This window comes from Mesorhizobium sp. M1328 (genome assembly GCF_040318075.1).
Lineage (GTDB): Bacteria > Pseudomonadota > Alphaproteobacteria > Rhizobiales > Rhizobiaceae > Mesorhizobium.
In genome coordinates, this window is sequence record NZ_JAMYLO010000001.1 from 32,737 (window position 1) to 51,256 (window position 18,520).

Annotated in this window: 17 protein-coding genes and 1 pseudogene; 7 read left to right on the plus strand and 11 right to left on the minus strand. The window is 63.3% G+C overall.

Annotated elements, in window-relative coordinates:
- Positions 1–10: 10 nt before the first annotated feature.
- The 5 genes from NKH23_RS00135 to NKH23_RS00155 all read right to left on the minus strand — a co-directional run bounded on the left by NKH23_RS00135 (position 11) and on the right by NKH23_RS00155 (position 4,107).
- Positions 11–406, minus strand: a complete 396-nt coding sequence (locus NKH23_RS00135; protein WP_352915204.1) for a hypothetical protein — start codon at positions 404–406, stop codon at positions 11–13.
- Between the two features lie 153 nt (positions 407–559).
- Complete coding sequence (locus tag NKH23_RS00140) at positions 560–1,540, minus strand: 2-hydroxyacid dehydrogenase (RefSeq protein ID WP_352915203.1); 981 nt, start codon at positions 1,538–1,540, stop codon at positions 560–562.
- A complete protein-coding gene (locus NKH23_RS00145; RefSeq protein ID WP_292658373.1) occupies positions 1,537–2,559 on the minus strand; it encodes a LacI family DNA-binding transcriptional regulator in 1,023 nt (340 codons plus the stop codon). Before NKH23_RS00145 ends, NKH23_RS00140 begins: the two co-directional genes overlap by 4 nt.
- 68 nt (positions 2,560–2,627) lie before the next feature.
- On the minus strand, positions 2,628–3,512 hold the full coding sequence (locus tag NKH23_RS00150) for a DMT family transporter (RefSeq protein ID WP_352915201.1): 885 nt from the start codon (positions 3,510–3,512) through the stop codon (positions 2,628–2,630).
- Between the two features lie 187 nt (positions 3,513–3,699).
- The gene (locus NKH23_RS00155; protein WP_352915198.1) at positions 3,700–4,107 is read right to left on the minus strand and encodes a DUF2000 family protein; all 408 of its coding nucleotides are present in this window, start codon (positions 4,105–4,107) and stop codon (positions 3,700–3,702) included.
- A gap of 51 nt (positions 4,108–4,158) precedes the next feature.
- Here NKH23_RS00155 and NKH23_RS00160 point away from each other — a divergent pair, with 51 nt between their 5' ends.
- Positions 4,159–5,031 (plus strand): AraC family transcriptional regulator, encoded by an 873-nt coding sequence (locus NKH23_RS00160; RefSeq protein ID WP_352915195.1) that lies wholly within the window; start codon positions 4,159–4,161, stop codon positions 5,029–5,031.
- 2 nt (positions 5,032–5,033) lie between these two features.
- On the opposite strand, the gene NKH23_RS00165 is transcribed toward NKH23_RS00160, so the two are convergent.
- Positions 5,034–5,516, minus strand: a complete 483-nt coding sequence (locus NKH23_RS00165; protein ID WP_352915193.1) for a MarR family winged helix-turn-helix transcriptional regulator — start codon at positions 5,514–5,516, stop codon at positions 5,034–5,036.
- 203 nt (positions 5,517–5,719) lie between these two features.
- A complete protein-coding gene (locus NKH23_RS00170) occupies positions 5,720–6,442 on the minus strand; it encodes an intradiol ring-cleavage dioxygenase (RefSeq protein WP_352915190.1) in 723 nt (240 codons plus the stop codon).
- 201 nt (positions 6,443–6,643) lie between these two features.
- Between NKH23_RS00170 and NKH23_RS00175 the strand changes: the two genes are divergently transcribed.
- From NKH23_RS00175 to NKH23_RS00195, 5 genes and pseudogenes are all read left to right on the plus strand, one after another.
- On the plus strand, positions 6,644–7,699 hold the full coding sequence (locus tag NKH23_RS00175; RefSeq protein ID WP_352915187.1) for a CobW family GTP-binding protein: 1,056 nt from the start codon (positions 6,644–6,646) through the stop codon (positions 7,697–7,699).
- 154 nt (positions 7,700–7,853) lie between these two features.
- Positions 7,854–8,828, plus strand: a complete 975-nt coding sequence (locus tag NKH23_RS00180; protein WP_352915184.1) for a WD40 repeat domain-containing protein — start codon at positions 7,854–7,856, stop codon at positions 8,826–8,828.
- Positions 8,829–9,392: 564 nt separating this feature from the next.
- A pseudogene (locus NKH23_RS00185) lies at positions 9,393–10,776 on the plus strand (aspartate aminotransferase family protein).
- Positions 10,777–10,790: 14 nt separating this feature from the next.
- Positions 10,791–12,212, plus strand: coding sequence for a glutamine synthetase family protein (locus tag NKH23_RS00190; RefSeq protein ID WP_352915179.1), 1,422 nt, complete (start codon positions 10,791–10,793; stop codon positions 12,210–12,212).
- A gap of 87 nt (positions 12,213–12,299) precedes the next feature.
- Complete coding sequence (locus tag NKH23_RS00195) at positions 12,300–13,022, plus strand: UdgX family uracil-DNA binding protein (protein ID WP_352717377.1); 723 nt, start codon at positions 12,300–12,302, stop codon at positions 13,020–13,022.
- A 2-nt stretch (positions 13,023–13,024) separates the two neighbouring features.
- Here NKH23_RS00195 and NKH23_RS00200 read toward each other — a convergent pair whose 3' ends face one another.
- The 4 genes from NKH23_RS00200 to NKH23_RS00215 all read right to left on the minus strand — a co-directional run bounded on the left by NKH23_RS00200 (position 13,025) and on the right by NKH23_RS00215 (position 17,397).
- Positions 13,025–14,290: a glycerate kinase type-2 family protein gene (locus tag NKH23_RS00200; RefSeq protein ID WP_352915177.1), complete on the minus strand. Its 1,266-nt coding sequence runs from the start codon at positions 14,288–14,290 to the stop codon at positions 13,025–13,027.
- A complete protein-coding gene (locus NKH23_RS00205) occupies positions 14,287–14,790 on the minus strand; it encodes a heme-degrading domain-containing protein (RefSeq protein WP_352717312.1) in 504 nt (167 codons plus the stop codon). Before NKH23_RS00205 ends, NKH23_RS00200 begins: the two co-directional genes overlap by 4 nt.
- 74 nt (positions 14,791–14,864) lie before the next feature.
- Positions 14,865–16,178: a guanine deaminase gene (gene guaD, locus NKH23_RS00210; RefSeq protein ID WP_352915173.1), complete on the minus strand. Its 1,314-nt coding sequence runs from the start codon at positions 16,176–16,178 to the stop codon at positions 14,865–14,867.
- Between the two features lies 1 nt (position 16,179).
- Positions 16,180–17,397 carry a urate hydroxylase PuuD gene (locus NKH23_RS00215; protein ID WP_352717309.1) on the minus strand — a complete coding sequence of 406 codons (1,218 nt, stop codon included), beginning with the start codon at positions 17,395–17,397 and terminating at the stop codon, positions 16,180–16,182.
- Between the two features lie 139 nt (positions 17,398–17,536).
- On the opposite strand from NKH23_RS00215, the gene NKH23_RS00220 reads away from it, so the two are divergent.
- On the plus strand, positions 17,537–18,457 hold the full coding sequence (locus tag NKH23_RS00220; protein WP_353034124.1) for a LysR family transcriptional regulator: 921 nt from the start codon (positions 17,537–17,539) through the stop codon (positions 18,455–18,457).
- Positions 18,458–18,520 lie beyond the last annotated feature (63 nt).

Below are 18,520 nucleotides of genomic sequence, written 5' to 3' on the forward strand. Positions count from 1 at the left end.
GCCGCGCTCGTCAGTCGCCGGCCGACGCCAGCGTCAGCAGCGGCAGCGCCGGCGCGTAGGATTCGTAACCATCGCCGTCGGCGACTGAGAACATGACGATCGGATCGGTGCCGTTAGCGCTGAAGGTGACCGTACCGTCATCCTGCTCTCGCCAGAACTTCGCCTGCTCGACACCGGGCAACACCCGGCGGCAATTCGGGGCAACCGTCAACAGCGACAGCCCTTGCGAAATCTCGGCGCCGCGGCTGACCGCACAAGACGCCTCGTCGCCATGGGCTACCAGCCTGTAGTTGCCAGACGAAGGTGTTGACTCACTGGCTGCGCGGCTTTGACCGCTACCGGCGTAAAACAGCTGGACGCTGCCTAACAGCGCAGCAGTCGCCATCAATGCGGGAACCGTTTTCATCCTGTTTCTCCGCGCATTTCAAGCGCGCCGCGTTCGAAGAGATCAGGAGGCGCGCTTCATCTTGCTGTCATGTGCTGTCAGGCGGACATACACTAGGAAGGACCAGAATGATTCCGAAGGGTTAAGCTGAAGTTAATAGATATGGCAACCCGCTTACGGCCTTGCCTTGACATTTGCCGTCTCCGGCACCGGCGTCAGCGCCTTGCGCTGCGAAAACCACGAGACCAGATTGTCGACGCACAGGTCCGCCATGGCGCGGCGGGTGTGCTGCGAGGCTGAGCCGACATGTGGCAAAAGCGAGGTGTTGGGCGCGGCAAGCAACGCCGCTGGCACATTTGGCTCGTCGGCAAAGACGTCTAGCCCGGCAGCGGCGATGCTGCCGCTGGCAAGTGCGGCGGCAAGGGCTGGTTCGTCGACCGTGCTGCCCCGGCCGATATTGACGAAGACGCCGTTCGGCCCAAGGGCCGAGAGGATTTCGGCATTGACCGCCTTTTCCGTCGAGGCCCCGCCGGGCGCCACCGAGATCAGCGTGTCGACCGCCTCGGCGAGACCTTTCAGCGTCGGGTGATAGTCATAGGACAGGCCTTCGACGCGGCGCCGGTTGTGATAGGCAATGGACAGCCCGAAAGCGTCGAGCCGGCGGGCAATGGCGAGGCCGATGCGGCCCATGCCGAAGATGCCGACATGGCGACCGCGCAAGGTCAGCCGGCTCAGCGGATAGTTGCCGTTGCGCAGCCAACTTCCGTCGCGCAGCCAGGCCTCGGCGCGCGGCAGTTCGCGGATGGTATTGATCAACAGGCCGAGCGCCGTATCGGCGACCTCTTCGGTCAGCACATCCGGTGTGTTGGTGACCATGATGCCGCGCCGTGCGGCGTGGCGGACATCGACCGAATCATAGCCGACGCCGAAATTGGCGATGATCTCGAGCTTTGGCAGCGCGTCCATCAACGCGGCGCTTATGCCGCCAAAGGCGGCTATGCCGCGCACCGTAAGGCGCATCTCGTCGGTGACCAGCGAGGGATCGGCGCGTTCGATCCGAACGCGGCTGAACGCCCCGTCGATGCGGCCGACCGCATGATCGTTGAACTGGCCCGGCACCAGAATGGCGACAGCTTGCTGTTCGGTTTTTGTCATGCACGTTCCACCGGTTTGCCGGTCGACTGGCGCACATGCAGTTCCGGCTTGATCAGTTCCTGCGACGGCCGCACCGTCTGTCCGTTGAGTTTGTCGAGCAGCGCGCTGGCGGCGCGGCGGCCAACCTCGCGCTGGCCGTTCCAGACGGTGGTCAGCGCCGGCGTCGCGATCGCCGCCTCCTCGAGGTCGTCATAGCCGGTAACAGAGATGTCGATGCCCGGCACCAGCCCGGCGCGCGCAATGCCGTTCATCAGGCCGATGGCGACGAGGTCGTTCCAGCAGCAGGCCGCGGTCGGCCTGTCCTTCAGCGCCAGGAACTGCCCGGCGGCCTCGAAGCCGGCCTGCTTGGTGCGCGGGCCGGCGATGCGCCAGGACGGCCTGACCTCAAGCCCTGCCGACTCCATAGCGTTGACATATCCCTGATAGCGATCGCGGCCGGTCGAGGTCTGGTCGGTGCCGCCGATCATGGCAATGCGCTTGTGGCCAAGCGAGATCAGATGATTGGTGGCAAGCCCGGTGCCATAGGCATCGTCGCCGCGAAACACCGGCACGTCGGCACCTTCGACGGTGCGTGCAATCAGCACTGCCGGGAGACCGTTCTCCTCGGCCATGATTATGTCTTCGGGCGGCGTGCCGATGGCCGGCGACATGATGACGCCGTCAGCGCCCAGCTGCAGAAGCGTGTCGATGAAGGTACGTTGTTTCTCGAGTTGGTCGTAGTGGTTCGACAGGATGAACGTTTGCCGGCTGCGGTCGAGCTCGCTCTCGATCGAACGCAATATTTCGGCAAAGAACGGGTTCATGATGTCGTGGACGACGACGCCGACTATGCCCGAGCGCGAGGTGCGCAGGCTGGCGGCGCGGCGGTTGTAGATATAGCCGATGGCGCGGGCATGTTCCTTGATGCGGTCGCGGGTGCCGCCGGCGACCAGCGGGCTGTCGCGCAAGGCCAGCGAGACCGTGGCCGTGGACACGCCGAGCGCATCCGCGATGGTCGAAAGCTTGATCTTCTGTGCCAGCGCCCTGCGCTCCTGAAGCAATTTAAACTGTTTAAAGGCCGGCTCTTATGCCATCGATCCCGAGCAAATCAAAGTTTTTTTGCCAGCGCTTCCGCCTCCGCGTCCAGCGTCGCGCGGTTGCGCAAGCGAAGCCGGTGCTCGCGGTGGACGATGTAGAGGCCGCTGGCGACGATGACTGTGGCACCGGCCAGCGTCCAGCGATCGGGAAACTGGTTGAAGACGATCAGGCCGGAGACGATCATCCAGATCATCTGCGAATATGGATAGGGGGCCAGGGCCGTGGTGGTGGCAAGGCGATAGGCCTGCACAAGAAGCCAATGGCCAAGGGCGCCGAAAACGCCGAGCATCAGCAATATGAACCAGTGCCAGCCATCCTGCGGCAGCGAAAGCGAAAACGGCAGTGTCGGCAGCAGCAGCACGGCTGGCGCCAACGCCGAAAACAGGATCAGGCTTTCCGAGGTTTCCGTCGCGGACATGCGGCGCGTCATGATGACGTAAAAACTGTTCGACAGCATCGAGCCGAGCGCAAAGAGATGGCCGACGCCAAAAACCCCGATGCCCGGCCGGGTAATGATGAGGACGCCGACAAAGCCGCTCATGATCGCCAGCCAACGCCGCCAGCCGGCCCATTCCCCTAGCAACGGACCGGCAAGCGCGGTGATCACCATCGGGCCGAAGAAGTAGATCGAGGTGGTTTCCGCCAGTTGCAGCGTCCGCAGCGCCAGAATGTTGCATATCGTCGATCCGAACAGGAGGAGACCGCGCGTGATGTGCGCCGGCAGGTTGGCGGGACGAAAGCGCAGCGGCTCACGCCATCCGCGCAGAAAGACGCCGACGATCAGGACATGGACCGCGAAGCGGGTCCAAGCGACGATCAGCGCCGAGACGCCGGCCAGGACAAGGTATTTGCTGCTGGTGTCGAGGAAGGTGAAAAACACGTAGACGGAAAGCATGCACAGGATCGCCGCCGGCGACGTCGCGCTTTCGTCATGTCTTGGGGGAGCATTCAATTTCAGGCCGGACGGGAAGCAAGGCAGTCCCTCACCAATGCGGCAATTGTCGCCTGCCGGCAAGCCAAAACAGGCTGGCACAACGAACGCCGCCGACCAGGCTCAGTTTTTGTCCCTGGTGGCCGACGACTCAGGCGTGCATGCGGGCGCCCTTGGTGATCTTGTCGACGAGCTTCTTTTCGGCGCGAAGCGCGATGCCGACCACCTTGGCATCCTCCGGCGCAAATTCGGCAAAGACGGCACGGTTGGCCAGATCATACCCAGTCGAAAACATTTCCTCGACATAGAGCGAGACCGTCACACTACGCTCCAGCGCCCGCCGGTGGATCGCGCCGAGCGTCTGGCCGTCCGCCGAAAGCACGATGACCGGCTGGATCGACAGCGGGTTGTAGATATTGCCGGCGCGATCACGGTAGGGGTCGCCGATAATGTCGGGAAACTGCGCGACGATGCCGCTGGTCAGAAAGGCGGTGACGTTGAGCTTTTGCCAGACGGGAAGATCATCCTTGAGCACGATTGCAAATTTCGTATCGAACATGCGACAGTTTCCAATCCGAAAGGGGGCCAATCCGAGGCTGCGAGTGAATCGATGCCGCACGGTCTAGACGGGGAAGCCTTTCAAGGTCTTGGACGTTTGTGCGTGGAAGCAGCCGAGAACTGCATCGTACCGGCACCCCGTGCTGCCGGCATGGAACGCATCGAGGCCCGGTTCCACGGCAACGCCTTCGATCTCCATCGCCACGACACCTATGCGATCGGGGTGACGCTTTATGGCGTGCAGCGCTTCCGCTATCGCGGCCAAACGCATCAGAGCTTGGCTGGCCAGATCATTATCCTTCATCCCGACGAACTGCACGATGGCGGTGCCGGCACCGAAGACGGCCTGCGTTACAGAATGCTCTATTTGGAGCCGTCCCTGATGCTCGATTGCCTCGGCGGCGGGTCACTGCCTTTCGTCGGGGATGCCGTAGTGACAGACCGCGATCTCCGCGCGACGCTGCTTTCGGCGCTCGGGCCGCTGGATCAGGAACTGGACGAGCTGTTTGTCGTCGATTTCATGACGCAGCTTATGCAAAGCCTGGCCGGGCACGCCGGTCAGCCGGCGAAACCGGTAGCGAAAACCGCGTGGCGCGCCGCCAGCCTGGCGCGCGACTATCTGGAGGAAAATGTCGCGCGGATTGTACGTTCGGATGAATTGGAGGCGATAACCGGATTGGACCGTTATGCCCTGTCGCGGCACTTCCGCGCCACCTTCTCCACCAGCCCGCACCGGTTCCTGTTGATGCGCCGGCTTCAGCGAGCCCGCCGTATGATCGAAGCCAACGAACCGCTGGCAGAGATCGCCATCGCGGCCGGCTTCAGCGACCAAAGCCATTTCAATCGGCATTTCAAGAAGGCGTTCGGCGTCACGCCGGGACGCTGGTCGGCACTGACGCGACGGCCGTCAGCGGCGAACGCGTGACCTTATTCTAGGATTTTGTCCTCGATATCCAGTTCGTCATCCGGGAGCACCATTTCGCCGTTCGACAGGTTCGCCTCGACACGCGCAAGCAGCTTGAACAGCGCTTTCTGATCCTTCTTGTCGAGACCCTTCAATGCCTGCTTTTCGGTCTTCTTCACCGATTTCTCGATGGCGTGGATGATTTCGCGGCCGGTGTCGGTGAGGAAAATATGCGCCTGGCGGGCATCGGCGGACGAGGCGCGCTTCTCCAGAAAACCCTGCGCCTGCAGCCGGTTGATGGTCTTGGTGATGGTCGGCGGACGCACGCCGAGGCGGCCGGCAAGATTGCCGGGCGTCTGCCCGTCATCGCGGTCGAGCGCCAGCATGATCTGGTCCTGGCCGGCATAGAAGCCATGCGCCAGAAGCCGGGCGGCGAGCGCCGTGCGCGCCAGCCGCGCCGCCGAATGCAGCCGGCTCATTGTTGCAGTCTTGTCCGCCTTGGCCATGCTCATCCCTCCTCGGCCGAACCGGTGCGGGCAGCATAGAAGCAGGCCGCCGATTGGCAATGACGATCGAAAACATTCCGGCTCGGAAAATAGCTTTGCCGGCAAGCATCGCGGTGTTCGCCGTGGCTAATGCCAGATGTTTATTTCAGTTAGATGACAAACGACTTTCCGCAATGGCTGGATGGGGACGTGACGAGGCGTTCTCAACCGGCCTTCACCGCGACCACCATCAAGGCCTGAAAGGCGTCCGCCATTTCCCGCAGCGCTGCCTGAGACAGCGGCCCGGCCTGCCGCGCAATGCCGTCCCGCGCGTTCGATGTGTCGCGTTTGCCGGGACGGTCGTTATAGGGCGCGACGGTGGCGAATATCTGATCGCTGAGGCTGTCGGGGAAGAACATCTGGCCGGTCATCACCGAGCGGTCGTCGGGGAAGATCTTGAAATGGATGTGGGTGGTGCGGCCGCGATACCAGCCGGGATAGATGGTGGCGAAAGAAGCAATGCCGCTTTCATCGGTTCTCTGCCAGCCCCGGAGAAAGCTCTGGCCAGACGTGTCGATATCCTGCCCGTCGCCCTGTCCGGGATAGCCGGAATAGGCGCCCTGGGCGTCGCAATGCCAGATATCGACGCGTGCGCCGGGAAGCGGCCGGCAGGAGGCGTCGACGATTTGCAGCCGCACATTGAGGGCGATGCCTTTCTTGCCCTCGGTGATATTGGCGCGTTCGAGCTTCGGGTCGAAATAGAACGGCCCTTCGGCGACCTCGGGCGTGATGGCGCAGACGCCGGCACCGGCTTCGAACAAGGCAAGCCCGGCATATGGCGAAACCTGCCCGGCCCTTGCACCGGCGGGCAGGAATATGCCGCCAGCGGTAACCGCAACGAGACCGAGCGCCTGCCGACGGGTTAGTGGCAAGGACTTGTCCGACATCTGGCGCCTCTTCAACGCGAACAGCCCCCGGTGAATGACCCTTTGCCTATCTAAGCCCCACCGCCAACCCGCGCCAATGAAAGTTCGGCAATGTGAGGAAAGTTCGGCAATACCAGCCTCTCTTTGGCCCACCGGTTTGCCTCGTGCAAAAGCCGAGCACACATCCTATATGGAGCCGACAATCCCTATTCGAGGCACAATATGAGCGACGCACAGACGCAGATCCCCGTAACCGTCCTCACCGGCTATCTCGGCGCCGGCAAGACGACACTGCTCAACCGCATCCTTTCGGAAAACCATGGCAAGCGCTACGCCGTCATCGTCAATGAATTCGGCGAGATCGGCATCGACAACGAGCTGATCGTGGAATCCGACGAGGAAATCTACGAGATGAACAATGGCTGCGTCTGCTGCACCGTGCGCGGCGACCTGATCCGCGTCGTCGAAGGCCTGATGCGCAGACCCGGCCGCTTCGACGCCATCGTCGTCGAGACCACAGGCCTCGCCGATCCCGTTCCGGTAGCACAAACCTTCTTCATGGACGACGACGTGCGTTCCAAGACCAGGCTCGATGCGGTGGTGGCACTGGTCGACGCCAAGCACCTGCCGCTGCGCCTCAAGGATTCCCGCGAGGCCGAGGACCAGATCGCCTTTGCCGATGTCGTCGTGCTCAACAAGACCGACCTGGTCACTCCCGAAGAGCTGAGCAAGGTGGAGGCGACGATCCGCGCCATCAACCCGGCGGCACGAATCCATCGCACCACACGCGCCGGCGTGGCGCTGTCCGAGGTGCTCGATCGCGGTGCGTTCGACCTGTCCCGGGCGCTGGAGAATGATCCGCACTTCCTCGAGGCGCATGACGATCACGACCATCATGATCATGACCACAATCACCATGATCACGACGGCCACGATCATGACGGGCATCATCATCATGCGCACCCTTCCGACATCCATGACGTGACCGTGCAGTCGGTGTCGCTGCGCGGCGGCGAGATGGACCCGAAAAAGTTCTTCCCGTGGATCGAGAAGGTCACCCAGATGGAAGGCCCCAACATCCTGCGGCTGAAAGGGATCATTGCGCTGAAAGGCGATGACGAGCGCTATGTCATCCAGGGCGTGCACATGATCATCGAAGGCGACCACCAGCGCGCCTGGAAGGACGGCGAGAAGCACGAGAGCCGGCTGGTGTTCATCGGTCGCGAACTCGACGCCGAGCGGCTGAAGACAAGCTTCGAGGCCTGCCAGGCCGCTTGATTTAGCTGCCCTTTCTTCCTTCTCCCCTTGTGGGAGAAGGGGTAGTCCGCAACGCTGGCGGTCTCTCCTCACGACGATCCGAAGCACGGGTTGAGACCCGCAGCTCAACCCCTTAAGGGTGAGGCAGCAGAAATCTCAAACGGAATGATCTCTCATGCCGACAGTCGCCCCGCTCGATCTCGAAGGCCACTGCCTCGCCGCCGTGTTCCTCGGCGACGTGCCGCATTTTGCGCTGGCTGACGGCACAATCCATCGGCTCGACCATGGCCACAAGACGGTGCAGGCCAATGACGGGCTGCTCGCCGCCTTCCATGATGCGGCGAACGACCGGCTGATCACCGGTGGTGAGGACGGCAAGATCTTTGCCGTGACCGCAGACGGCAATACAGCGGAATTGGCGACCGCAGGCAAGAAATGGATAACCAGCGTCGCCGCCGGGCCGCAAGGCGCTATTGCCTATGCTTCGGGCAAGATTGCCTATGTGCGCTTTGCCGACGGCAAGACCAGGGAATTCTCGCATCCGCGCTCGGTCGAGGGGCTTGCCTTCTCGCCCAAGGGCATGCGCTTCGGCGTTGCCCGCTACAATGGCGCGACGCTGCATTTCCCGGCCGCCGACGGCAAGCCGGCCGAACTCGAATGGGCCGGCGCCCACACCGGCATCACCTTCTCGCCGGACGGCGGCTTCGTCGTCACCACCATGCAGGAAAACGCGCTGCATGGCTGGAAGCTCGCCGACGGCAAGCACATGCGGATGTCCGGCTACCCAGGTAAGGTCAAAAGCCTGTCGTGGAGCGCCAAGGGCAAATGGCTGGCGAGTTCCGGCGCGCCGGCAGCGATCGTCTGGCCGTTTTCTGGCAAGGACGGGCCGATGGGCAAGGCGCCGCTGGAACTCGGCACGCGCGGCAATGCGATGGTCACCTGCGTCGCCTGTCACCCGAGCCAGGACGTCGTTGCTATCGGCTATGATGACGGCATGGTGATGGCGGTGCGCTTCGCCGACGCCAGGGAAGTGCTGTTGCGCCGGCCAGGCAAGGGCGCCGTCACCTCCATGATGTGGGACAAGGAAGAGCGCCGCGTCGCGTTCGGCAGCGCTGCCGGCGATTGCGGCGTCATCGATATTTCGGCGTAGCCTGCTTCGGTATCGGCCGTAACATCATAGATTGAGAGCAAATAGCGGCCGTCATAGACGCCTTCGTCGCTGGCTTTGGTCAGGATCGTCAGTTCGACATAGCCGTAGGCGTTTTCGACCTGCCGTTCGTGGTAGACGAGCAGCCGCAATTCCTTGTTGTCGAGCCAATATTGCGTGAGATTCTGATCCTCGAACACCGTCTTGCGCAGACTGTCGCCAGCCGGCCTGCCCAGAATTTCGAGCTCGCCGCTAAAATTGAAGGTCGGCCCGCCCATGCCTCTGGTGACCCCGGCACCGACCTGAAATTTGACGGCTGCATCCTCGGCGGAACACCAGATGCCGCCGGACGCCAGAGCCGCACCAACCGACGACAGCAGCGTTGCTGCGCAGACGATCGCCCGCACCATCCTGTCCCCTCCAGCCGAAGTGCCATTGGCGCCCGAAGGCGGCTCGCGGTCAAGCGCCTGTTTTCATTCAAATGACCGCTGACCCAACACAGGGCAGCCGCCCGGCCAATTGCGGTGGCGGATGCCGATTGTCTAAAGTGCGACTGAGAGGGCCGCCATGAACGTAATCAACCATTCAAAGACTTCCATCGGCGGCATCGGCCCGGCCCGGATCGCCGAGTTGCGCGCGACCAAGGCAGAAGTCTTCCGCCGGGCGCGGCCAAAATCGATGGCGAAAATCGGCCATGGCCTGCCCGGCTTCTTCGGCGGCGTGCCGATGCATTGGATGAACGACTGGCCGACGCCGTTCCCGATCCTCGTCGATAGTGCCAGGGGCGCCATCATCAGAGATATCGACGGCAACCGGCTCGACGATTTCTGCCTTGGCGACACCGGTTCGATGTTCGGTCATTCGCCGCCGTCGGTCGCACGCGCCATCCGCTGGCAGGCCGGACGCGGCCTGACCTACATGCTGCCTGCCGAGGACGCACTCGCCATCGGGCCGCTGCTGCAGCAGCGTTTCGGTTTGCCGTTGTGGCAGATCGCGACGACGGCGACCGATGCCAACCGCTTCGCGCTGCGCGTTGCCCGCGCCGTTACCGGCCGGGAGAAGATACTGGTCTTCAACGGCTGCTATCATGGCTCGGTCGACGAGACGATGGTGCGGCTGGTCGCCGGGAAAGCGGTGAATCGACCGGGACTGGCCGGCGAGTTCCGCGACCTGACGCGCGCGACTGATGTCGTCGAGTTCAACGATCTGCCGGCGCTCGACGCGGCACTCCGGGGCCACGATGTCGCCTGCGTCATCGCCGAGCCGGTGCTGACCAATTCCTGCATGGTGCTGCCCGAAGCCGGCTTTCATGATAGCTTGCGGCGTCTCACCCGTGCGACCGGCACGCTGCTTCTAATCGACGAGACGCACACGATCTCGACCGGTCCCGGTGGCTATACAAGCAAATACGGGCTGGAACCGGACCTGTTCGTGCTGGGCAAGCCGATTGCCGGCGGCGTACCGGCGAGCGTCTGGGGGATGAGCGAAGACGTTGCGGCCCGCTATGCCGCTTATATCAGCCGGAAAGAGCCCGGCTACTCCGGGCATGGGGACAACGCTGTCGGCCAATCCGCTGCAATTCGCAGCGATGCGCGCCACGCTGGAATACGTCATGACCGACGAGAACTACAGCCATATGGACCATCTGGCGCGGCGGCTCGACGCCGGGCTGACTGCCGTCATCGATCGCTATCGTCTGCCCTGGCATGTTGCTCGCGTCGGCGCCCGCGTCGAGTTCATCTGCGCGCCGGGCCCGTTGAGGAATGGCGGCGAGGCGGAAGCTGCGCATGCACCGGAGCTCGAGGCGGCGGTCCACGTTGCGCTGGTCAATCGCGGCGTGCTGATCGCACCCTTCCACAACATGATGCTGATCTCTCCTGCGACCAGCGCCGCCCAGGTGGACCGGCTGATCACTGCCTTCGGCGCGGTTGCGGCAAAGCTTACGGCGTGAGACAAGCTTGCGGCATGAAACAAGCGCCCAAGCAAAGTTTGAACCTGGTCACGGCATCCCCTTCGGGCTCGACGCCCGCCGAGGCGCAGGCCTTTCTCGACGCTCATCCCGAGATCGAAGCGTTCGACATCGTGCTGACCGACGCCAATGGCGTCGGGCGCGGCAAGATCGTGCGCCGGCACGAGTTGATGAGCATCTTCGAGGGTGGCCGGCACATGCCGATCTCGATCCTCGGCCTCGACATCACCGGCGAGGATGTTCACGAGACCGGGCTGATCTGGACGACCGGCGACGGCGACCTGCGGGCGTGGCCGATCCCCGGCACACTGGTGCCGCTGTTCGGCACACAGCCGCCGCGCGGCCAGGTGCTGATGGCGATGTACCATCTCGATGGCCAGCCGATGTCGTCCGACCCGCGGCTGGCACTCGCCCGCCAGGTAGACATCCTCGCGGCCAAGGGCCTGCATCCGGCTGGCGCCTTCGAGCTCGAATTCTTCCTGCTCGCCAACGAGCGCGATGCCGAAGGTAAGGTGCAGCCGGCGCACGCGGTGCTCGACGGACGCCGCTCGGCCAAGACGGAGGTCTATTCCGTCGACCATCTGCACGGCATGGAGCCGCTGTTTTCCGACATCTACGCCGCAGCCAAGGTGCAAGGCATCCCGGCCGAGACGGTCATCTCGGAATATGCGCCCGGCCAGTACGAGCTGACGCTCAACTACCGCAAGGACGTGATGCGGGCGGCCGACGATCTCGTCATGCTCAAGCGTCTGGTGCGGGCGCAGGCACGTCGGCATGGTGTCACCGCTTGCTTCATGGCCAAGCCGATCGAGAAGTATGCCGGCTCTGGCATGCATTTTCATGTCTCGCTGCTGGACGATGCCGGCAAGAACGTCTTTGCCGAAACCGGCGGCGAAAGCTGGTCGCTGCCGCTGCTGCGCGGGCTCGGCGGACTGATCCAGACGATGGCGGAATCGATGCTGGTCTTTGCGCCGCACGCCAACTCATGGCGGCGCTTCGTCTCGCAATCCTATGCGCCGGTGGCGCCGACCTGGGGCGTCAACAACCGTTCGGTGGCACTGCGTGTGCCGGCCGGCGATGCCAAGAACCGCCGCATCGAGCACCGGCCATCGGGCGTCGACGCGAATCCTTACCTGGTGGCAGCAACGGTGCTGGCAGGCATCGTCAAAGGCCTTGACGAGGGCCTCGATCCCGGTCCCGAAACCACCGGCAATGGCTACGAATCGGCCGTCACGCGCACGACGATGCCGGTCGACTGGCGTGCCGCGATCGAGGCAGCAAGGGCGTCGACCTTCCTCAAGGGCGCATTGGGCGAAGACCTGCACCGGACGTTCGTGGCGATCAAGCAGTCGGAATATCTGCGCGTGGCGCGCACGGTCAGCGAACTGGATTATCACCTCTATCTGCACGAGGTGTAGGGCCCTGTTCGGCAGAGTCTTCGCTCGGCGAAGTTCCGACCGGACCAGTTTTGAAGGAACCTTCCGGCGGCTTCGCTCATTCCGGTTCTGATCACAGAAGCGGACAAGGCCGCCTTAGCCATGATCGCCAGGATGCAGACGACCCCCACGTCGCACCATGCCAAGGTGGAGTCGAGAGGCTTGCCGACCGGCAAATCCCCGGAAACGACAGAAATCGACGCCAGGACGATTCCTGAACTGCGCGAAACGGCCAAGATCTGCCGCCGCTGTCCGCTATGGCACGACGCCACGCAGACTGTGTTCGGTGAGGGCCCTGATAAAGCTAAGGTGATCTTCGTCGGCGAACAGCCGGGCGACCAGGAGGACCTGGCGGGCAAGCCCTTCGTCGGTCCGGCGGGCAAGGTGTTCGACGCGATCCTGGACGATGCCGGCGTCGATCGGCTGAAAGTCTACGTCACCAACGCGGTCAAGCATTTCAAGTTCGAGCCGCGCGGCAAGCGGCGCATCCACTCCAAGCCGAACGCCGGCGAGGTGCAGGCTTGCCGCTGGTGGCTCGACAAGGAAATCGATCTGATCAAGCCCAATCTGGCGGTAGCGCTCGGCGCAACGGCGGCGCAGGCGCTGCTCGGCAAGGTGGTGCCGATCATGAAGATGCGCGGGGCGGTCGTGGAGCGCGACGATGGCTTGCGTGTCTTCGTCACCATCCACCCGTCCTTCATCCTGCGCATTCGCGAGCCGGCGGACAAGCAGGCCGAACGCGAGCGGTTCCTGCAGGATATGAGAGCGGTGAAAAGGCTGATGGCGGCCTGAACCTATCTGATCAGGATCGCCCTCAAATCATTGACGTTCGTCCCAGTCGGTCCGGGCGCGAAAAGATCGCCGACGGCGTTAAACGCGGTCCACGCATTGTTGCCGGCAAGCATGGCCTTGGCATCGACGCCCGCCTCGCGCATCCGCGACACCGTCGAGCCGTCGGCGAAGGCGCCGGCATTGTCTTCCGAACCGTCTATGCCGTCGGTGTCGGCGGCCAGTGCGTGCACGCCGGCCATGCCGCTGATGCCAATGGCGAAGGCGAGCAGGAATTCCGAGTTACGGCCGCCTTTGCCTTTCGCGCGCAAGGTCACCGTCGTCTCGCCGCCCGACAGGATCAGCACCGGCTTTGCGAATGGCCGGTTGCGCGTCGCCACTTCGCGCGCGATCGCAGCGTGGACGCCGCCGACCTCACGCGCCTCGCCCTCGATGGAATCGGAGAGAATGACCGCCTGAATGCCTTGGCGCGTCGCTTCGGTCGCTGCGGCTTCCAGCGAGACGCCGGCGGAAGCGATCAGATGCACCTCGTTGCGGATAAAACGCGGGTCGTCCGGACGCGGCGCATCGGCCGCCGGCGAATTGATATGCGCCATGACTGAGGCCGGCAGGTTCATGCCATAGGCAGCGATCGACGCCAATGCGTCCTCACGGCTGCCTATATCCGGCACGGTCGGACCAGAAGCGACCAGAGCCGGATCGTCGCCCGGAATATCAGAAACAACCAGCGAGACCACCTTGGCAGGATATGCGGCGGCCGCCAGCCTGCCGCCCTTGATCGAGGAAAGATGTTTGCGGATGGTGTTCATCGCGGCGATCGGCGCGCCGGAGGCGAGCAGCGCCTCGTTGACGGCGATCTCATCGGCCAGCGTCAGACCTTCGGCTGGTGACGGCAGCAGCGCCGAGCCGCCGCCCGAAATGAGCGCCACGACGAGGTCGTCCGCAGTCAGTCCCTGGACTTTTTCGAGCAGCCGCCGGGAAGCCTCGAGCCCCGCGGCATCCGGCACCGGATGCGCCGCCTCGATGATCTCGATGCGCCGGCAGGCCGCGCCATAGCCGTAGCGGGTGACGACCAGCCCCTCGATCGGCCGGTCCCACACTTTCTCGAAAGCCGCCGCCATCTGCGCCGAGCCTTTTCCTGCACCGATGACGATCGTGCGGCCCTTCGGCCTTGCCGGCAAATGATCCTTGATTGTCCTCTGGGGATCGGCGGCGGCAACGGCGGCGTTGAAGATCGAAATGAGAAAGGGCTTGGGGTCTACCTCTGTCATTTTGCTTCCGCCGGCAATGCCAGCTCGCGCGCATTGATGCCGAGATACTCACAAAGCGTATCGACGACCACACCATGGTCCTCACGCTCCGGCAGGCCCGAGACGGCGATCACGCCGATGACGCCGGCGCCCTTGACAGTGATGGGAAAGCCGCCACCGGCCAGCACGTAGTCGGCAACGTCCAGCCCCTCGCCGGGCTTGAAGCTGCGGTCGGGGCGCTGCTGCTCCAGCACCATGCGGTAGGTGCTTTTCAGGAACCGCCGCACGACGTTGATCTTGCGCCGCGCCCAGTCCGGATTGGAAGCGTTCGAGCCGGGCATTGCCGCATAGAACAGCGGCCGGTCGAAGGTTCTGATATCGACGATGATCGGCAGGTTTTCCTTGAGAGCCCGATCTCGGATCGCCGAGCCGATCTCGAAAGCGACGGCTTCATCGAAGGCCGAAAAGACAAGCGTGGCTTCCTGTTTCTCAATCAGAGCGATGTCGTCCGCAACGGCCATGTCGTTCCCCTGTCAACTTCGCCGCACGCTTTGCCGGATGGCTGCCGCCCGGTCAAGCCGGCCGCATACGACGGCTAAACCGCCATATCCGTCTTGGCCGCGCGGCCGGCGACATAGACCTCATGCACGGCGCGGTCGTCGCCGAGCGTCTGCAGCAGAAACAACTCCTCGGCGAGCGTGTCCGCCGTCTCCACCCGCAGTCGCATCGCCGGCGTGGCGCGGGCGTCAAGCACAACGATATCGGCGTCGCTGCCTTCCTCCAGGGTGCCGATCTTTTCCGCAAGCGACAGCGCCTCGGCATTGCCGCGGGTCAGTTGCCAGAAGGACTGGAACGGATTGAGCTTCTCACCGTTCAGCGCGATCACCTTGTAGCCCTCGTCCATGGTGCGCAGCATCGAATAGTTGGTGCCACCGCCGACATCGGTGGCGGCGGCGATGCGAAGCGGCTTCTCGCGGCGGCGATAGCGCTGATAATCGAAGAGGCCCGAGCCGAGAAACAGGTTGGAGGTCGGGCAGAACACCGCCACCGAGCCGCTATCGGAAAGCGCATCCGCCTCGCGTTCCGACAGATGGATGCAATGGCCGAACAGGCTTCTGCGCCCGAGCAGCCCGTAATGCTCATAGACATCGGTATAGTCGCGCGCCTGCGGATGAAGCTGCTGCGTGAAGGCGATCTCGGCGTGGTTTTCCGACAGATGCGTCTGCATGTGCAGATCAGGATATTCGCGGCAGAGCGCGCCCGCCATCTCCAATTGCTCGGGCGACGAAGTGATGGCGAAGCGCGGGGTGATGGCATAGTGCTGGCGCCCCCTGCCGTGCCACTCCTCGATCAACGCCTTGCTGTCGTCATAACCCGATTGCGGCGTGTCGAGCACGCCTTCCGGGGCGTTGCGGTCCATCATCACCTTGCCGGCGATGTTGAGCATGTTGCGGTCGTGCGACTCGGCAAAGAACGCTTCGGCCGATTCCTTGTGCACCGAGCAATAGGCCGCGACCGTCGTCGTGCCGTGGCGCAACACTTCGTCCAGGAACAGCCTGGCGATACGGCGGCCATGCTGAGCGTTCTGGAATTTGGTCTCTTCCGGAAAAGTGTAGGTGTTCAGCCAGTCGAGCAGCTCGGCGCCGAAGGAAGCGATGACCTGCATCTGCGGAAAATGCGCGTGCGCATCGATGAACCCGGGCAGCAGCAGATGCGGCCTGTGGTCGATCTTTCTTGTTCCCTCGCCCGCCTTTTTCTCGACCTCGGCATAGGCGCCCGCGGCAACGATCCTGCCGTCGCGGAGCAGCAGGCCGCCATCTTGCTCGTAACGCCAGGCGGAATGGTCGTCGACAGTTTCGGGCCAGCGCAAAAACGACAGCGTGCGGCCGCGCAGCAGCGTGCTGGTCATGCTATTTCCCCGCGCCTTCGAACCATGCCACCAGCAGCGCCCGTTCCTTGTCGGTGATCTGGGTGACGTTGGCGGGCGGCATGGCGTGGCTGCGCCCGGCCTGCAGGTAGATCTCGCCGGCGTGCTCGGCGATGCCGGCATCGGTATCGAGCATCACGCCCTTCGGCGCGTGGTAAATGCCCTCGTAGGACGGCTCGGCCGCGTGGCACATCGAACAGCGGCCAAGCACTGTATCACGCACGGCGGGAAAATGCGCCGAGGCGACGTAGACCTGTGCCGCCGAGGACGTTTTGACCTCGCCGGTCAGCAGTTTCGGCACCGTCGACAGCCAGATGATGACGACGAACAGGACGGCCGCCGCCAGCCAGGTCCAGGTCGGATTGCCTTTGCGCGCATGCCTAGTGTTGAAATAGTGCCGGATCAGCACGCCGATGATGAACACCAGCGAGGCGATGACCCAGTTGAACTCTGTCCCGAACGCCAGCGGATAATGGTTCGACAGCATCAGGAACAAAACCGGCAGCGTCAGGTAATTGTTGTGCAGCGAGCGCTGCTTGGCGATCTTGCCGTATTTCGGATCGGGCTTGCGGCCGGCGATCAGGTCGGCGACGACGATCTTCTGGTTGGGGATGATGACCATGAAAACGTTGGCCGACATGATCGTCGCGGTGATGGCGCCAAGATGCAGGAAGGCGGCGCGACCGGTGAACAGGTGGGTCAGTCCCCAGGCCATGAATACCAGCACCCCATACAGCACCAGCATCAGGCCGGTGTCGCTGTTGCCGAGCGGCGAACGGCACAAGAGATCGTAGACCACCCAGCCGACGCCGATCGTCGCCAGCGACAGCAAGATGCCTGTAGGCACCGACATGGCAAGGACATTCGGATCGATCAGGAACAGGTCCGCCCCGGCATAGTAGACGACGCACAGCATGGCGAAGCCCGACAGCCAGGTGGCGTAGGATTCCCATTTGAACCAGGTCAGGTGCTCGGGCATTTCGGCCGGCGCCACCAGATATTTCTGCACGTGGTAGAAGCCGCCACCATGCACCTGCCATTCCTCGCCGAAGGCTCCGGCAGGCATGCCCGGACGCTGGCGCAGCCCGAGGTCGAGCGCGACGAAATAAAAGGACGATCCAATCCAGGCGATGCCGGTAACGACGTGCAGCCAGCGCACGGCGAAACTCAGCCAATCCCAGAATATCGCGAAATCCATCATGAAAAATCGTCCCTGCCGATCGGCTGACTTTACGGGCTGGAGCGCAAACGGAAAGGGCCGAGCTGCACGATGACTTTCAAAAAAAATTGGAAAATACTAGGCTGATCATACGCAGCCACATGAGAGCCACGGAAGCCGCATGGCCTATCTCGACAACATCGCCGTTTTTGTCCGCGTCGTCGAGCTCGGCAATTTGTCGGCGGCTGGGCGCGACATGCGCATTTCGCCGGCGGTCGCTTCCAACCGGATCAAGGAGCTCGAGAAGCACCTGGGCGTCAGGCTGTTCAACCGCACGACGCGGCAGTTGATGCCGACCGAGCACGGCACGGTGTTCTACTCCGGCGCCAAGCAGGTGCTGGAGGCGGTCACCGAGGCGGAAGCGGCGGTCAGCGCGTTATCCGGCCAGCCGCGCGGCACGATAAAGGTGACAGCGCCGCTCGGCCTCGGGCGGCGGCTGGTGGCATCCGGCATCCCGGATTTCCACGACAGGTATCCAGATATCGAGGTGCGGCTCCGGCTTTCCGATCACAATGTCGATATCATGAAAGAAGGCATCGACGTTGCCTTCCGGCTGGGCATTATCGAGGATTCCAGCCTCAGGATGCGCGGCATCATGGAATGCGAGCGCGTGCTGGTAGCGGCTCCGCAATATCTGGACGTGCGCGGCGAGCCGACCGAGCCGCAGGAGTTGATCGGCAAGAAGCACGATTGCCTGATGCTGCGCTATTCCGGCGCGCGCGAATATGTGTGGACGTTGCAGACGCCGAAGGGGCCACAAAAGTTCGAGGTGCACGGCCCCTACGATACCGATGATGGCGACGTGCTGACCGGCTGGGCGCTGTCCGGCCGCGGCATCATCAACAAGCCGCGCTTCGAGGTCGAGCCGTTTATCCGCGACCAGCGGCTGAAGGTGATCCTGAGCAATACGCCGCCGACGCCGGTGCAGTTTGCCGCCGTCTACCCGCACAAAAAGCTGCAGGATCCGAAGGTGCGGCTGTTGCTCGACTTCATGGCCGAGCGCTGCCAGCGGCTGATCAGGGATATTCTGGCCGGCAAATGATCGCCGGCTGGCCGGTTGCTTTCCGTCCAGCCGACGAGATAATTCCCAAGGAATCTCGCTCAA

Coding starts and splice junctions, on each gene's coding strand:
- NKH23_RS00135 (WP_352915204.1), bottom strand. CDS start 406: ATGAAAACGGTTCCCGCATTGATGGCGACTGCTGCGCTGTTAGGCAGC.
- NKH23_RS00140 (WP_352915203.1), bottom strand. CDS start 1,540: ATGACAAAAACCGAACAGCAAGCTGTCGCCATTCTGGTGCCGGGCCAG.
- NKH23_RS00150 (WP_352915201.1), bottom strand. CDS start 3,512: ATGCTTTCCGTCTACGTGTTTTTCACCTTCCTCGACACCAGCAGCAAA.
- NKH23_RS00155 (WP_352915198.1), bottom strand. CDS start 4,107: ATGTTCGATACGAAATTTGCAATCGTGCTCAAGGATGATCTTCCCGTC.
- NKH23_RS00160 (WP_352915195.1), top strand. CDS start 4,159: ATGCCGCACGGTCTAGACGGGGAAGCCTTTCAAGGTCTTGGACGTTTG.
- NKH23_RS00165 (WP_352915193.1), bottom strand. CDS start 5,516: ATGGCCAAGGCGGACAAGACTGCAACAATGAGCCGGCTGCATTCGGCG.
- NKH23_RS00170 (WP_352915190.1), bottom strand. CDS start 6,442: ATGTCGGACAAGTCCTTGCCACTAACCCGTCGGCAGGCGCTCGGTCTC.
- NKH23_RS00175 (WP_352915187.1), top strand. CDS start 6,644: ATGAGCGACGCACAGACGCAGATCCCCGTAACCGTCCTCACCGGCTAT.
- NKH23_RS00180 (WP_352915184.1), top strand. CDS start 7,854: ATGCCGACAGTCGCCCCGCTCGATCTCGAAGGCCACTGCCTCGCCGCC.
- NKH23_RS00190 (WP_352915179.1), top strand. CDS start 10,791: ATGAAACAAGCGCCCAAGCAAAGTTTGAACCTGGTCACGGCATCCCCT.
- NKH23_RS00200 (WP_352915177.1), bottom strand. CDS start 14,290: ATGACAGAGGTAGACCCCAAGCCCTTTCTCATTTCGATCTTCAACGCC.
- NKH23_RS00205 (WP_352717312.1), bottom strand. CDS start 14,790: ATGGCCGTTGCGGACGACATCGCTCTGATTGAGAAACAGGAAGCCACG.
- guaD (WP_352915173.1), bottom strand. CDS start 16,178: ATGACCAGCACGCTGCTGCGCGGCCGCACGCTGTCGTTTTTGCGCTGG.
- NKH23_RS00215 (WP_352717309.1), bottom strand. CDS start 17,397: ATGATGGATTTCGCGATATTCTGGGATTGGCTGAGTTTCGCCGTGCGC.
- NKH23_RS00220 (WP_353034124.1), top strand. CDS start 17,537: ATGGCCTATCTCGACAACATCGCCGTTTTTGTCCGCGTCGTCGAGCTC.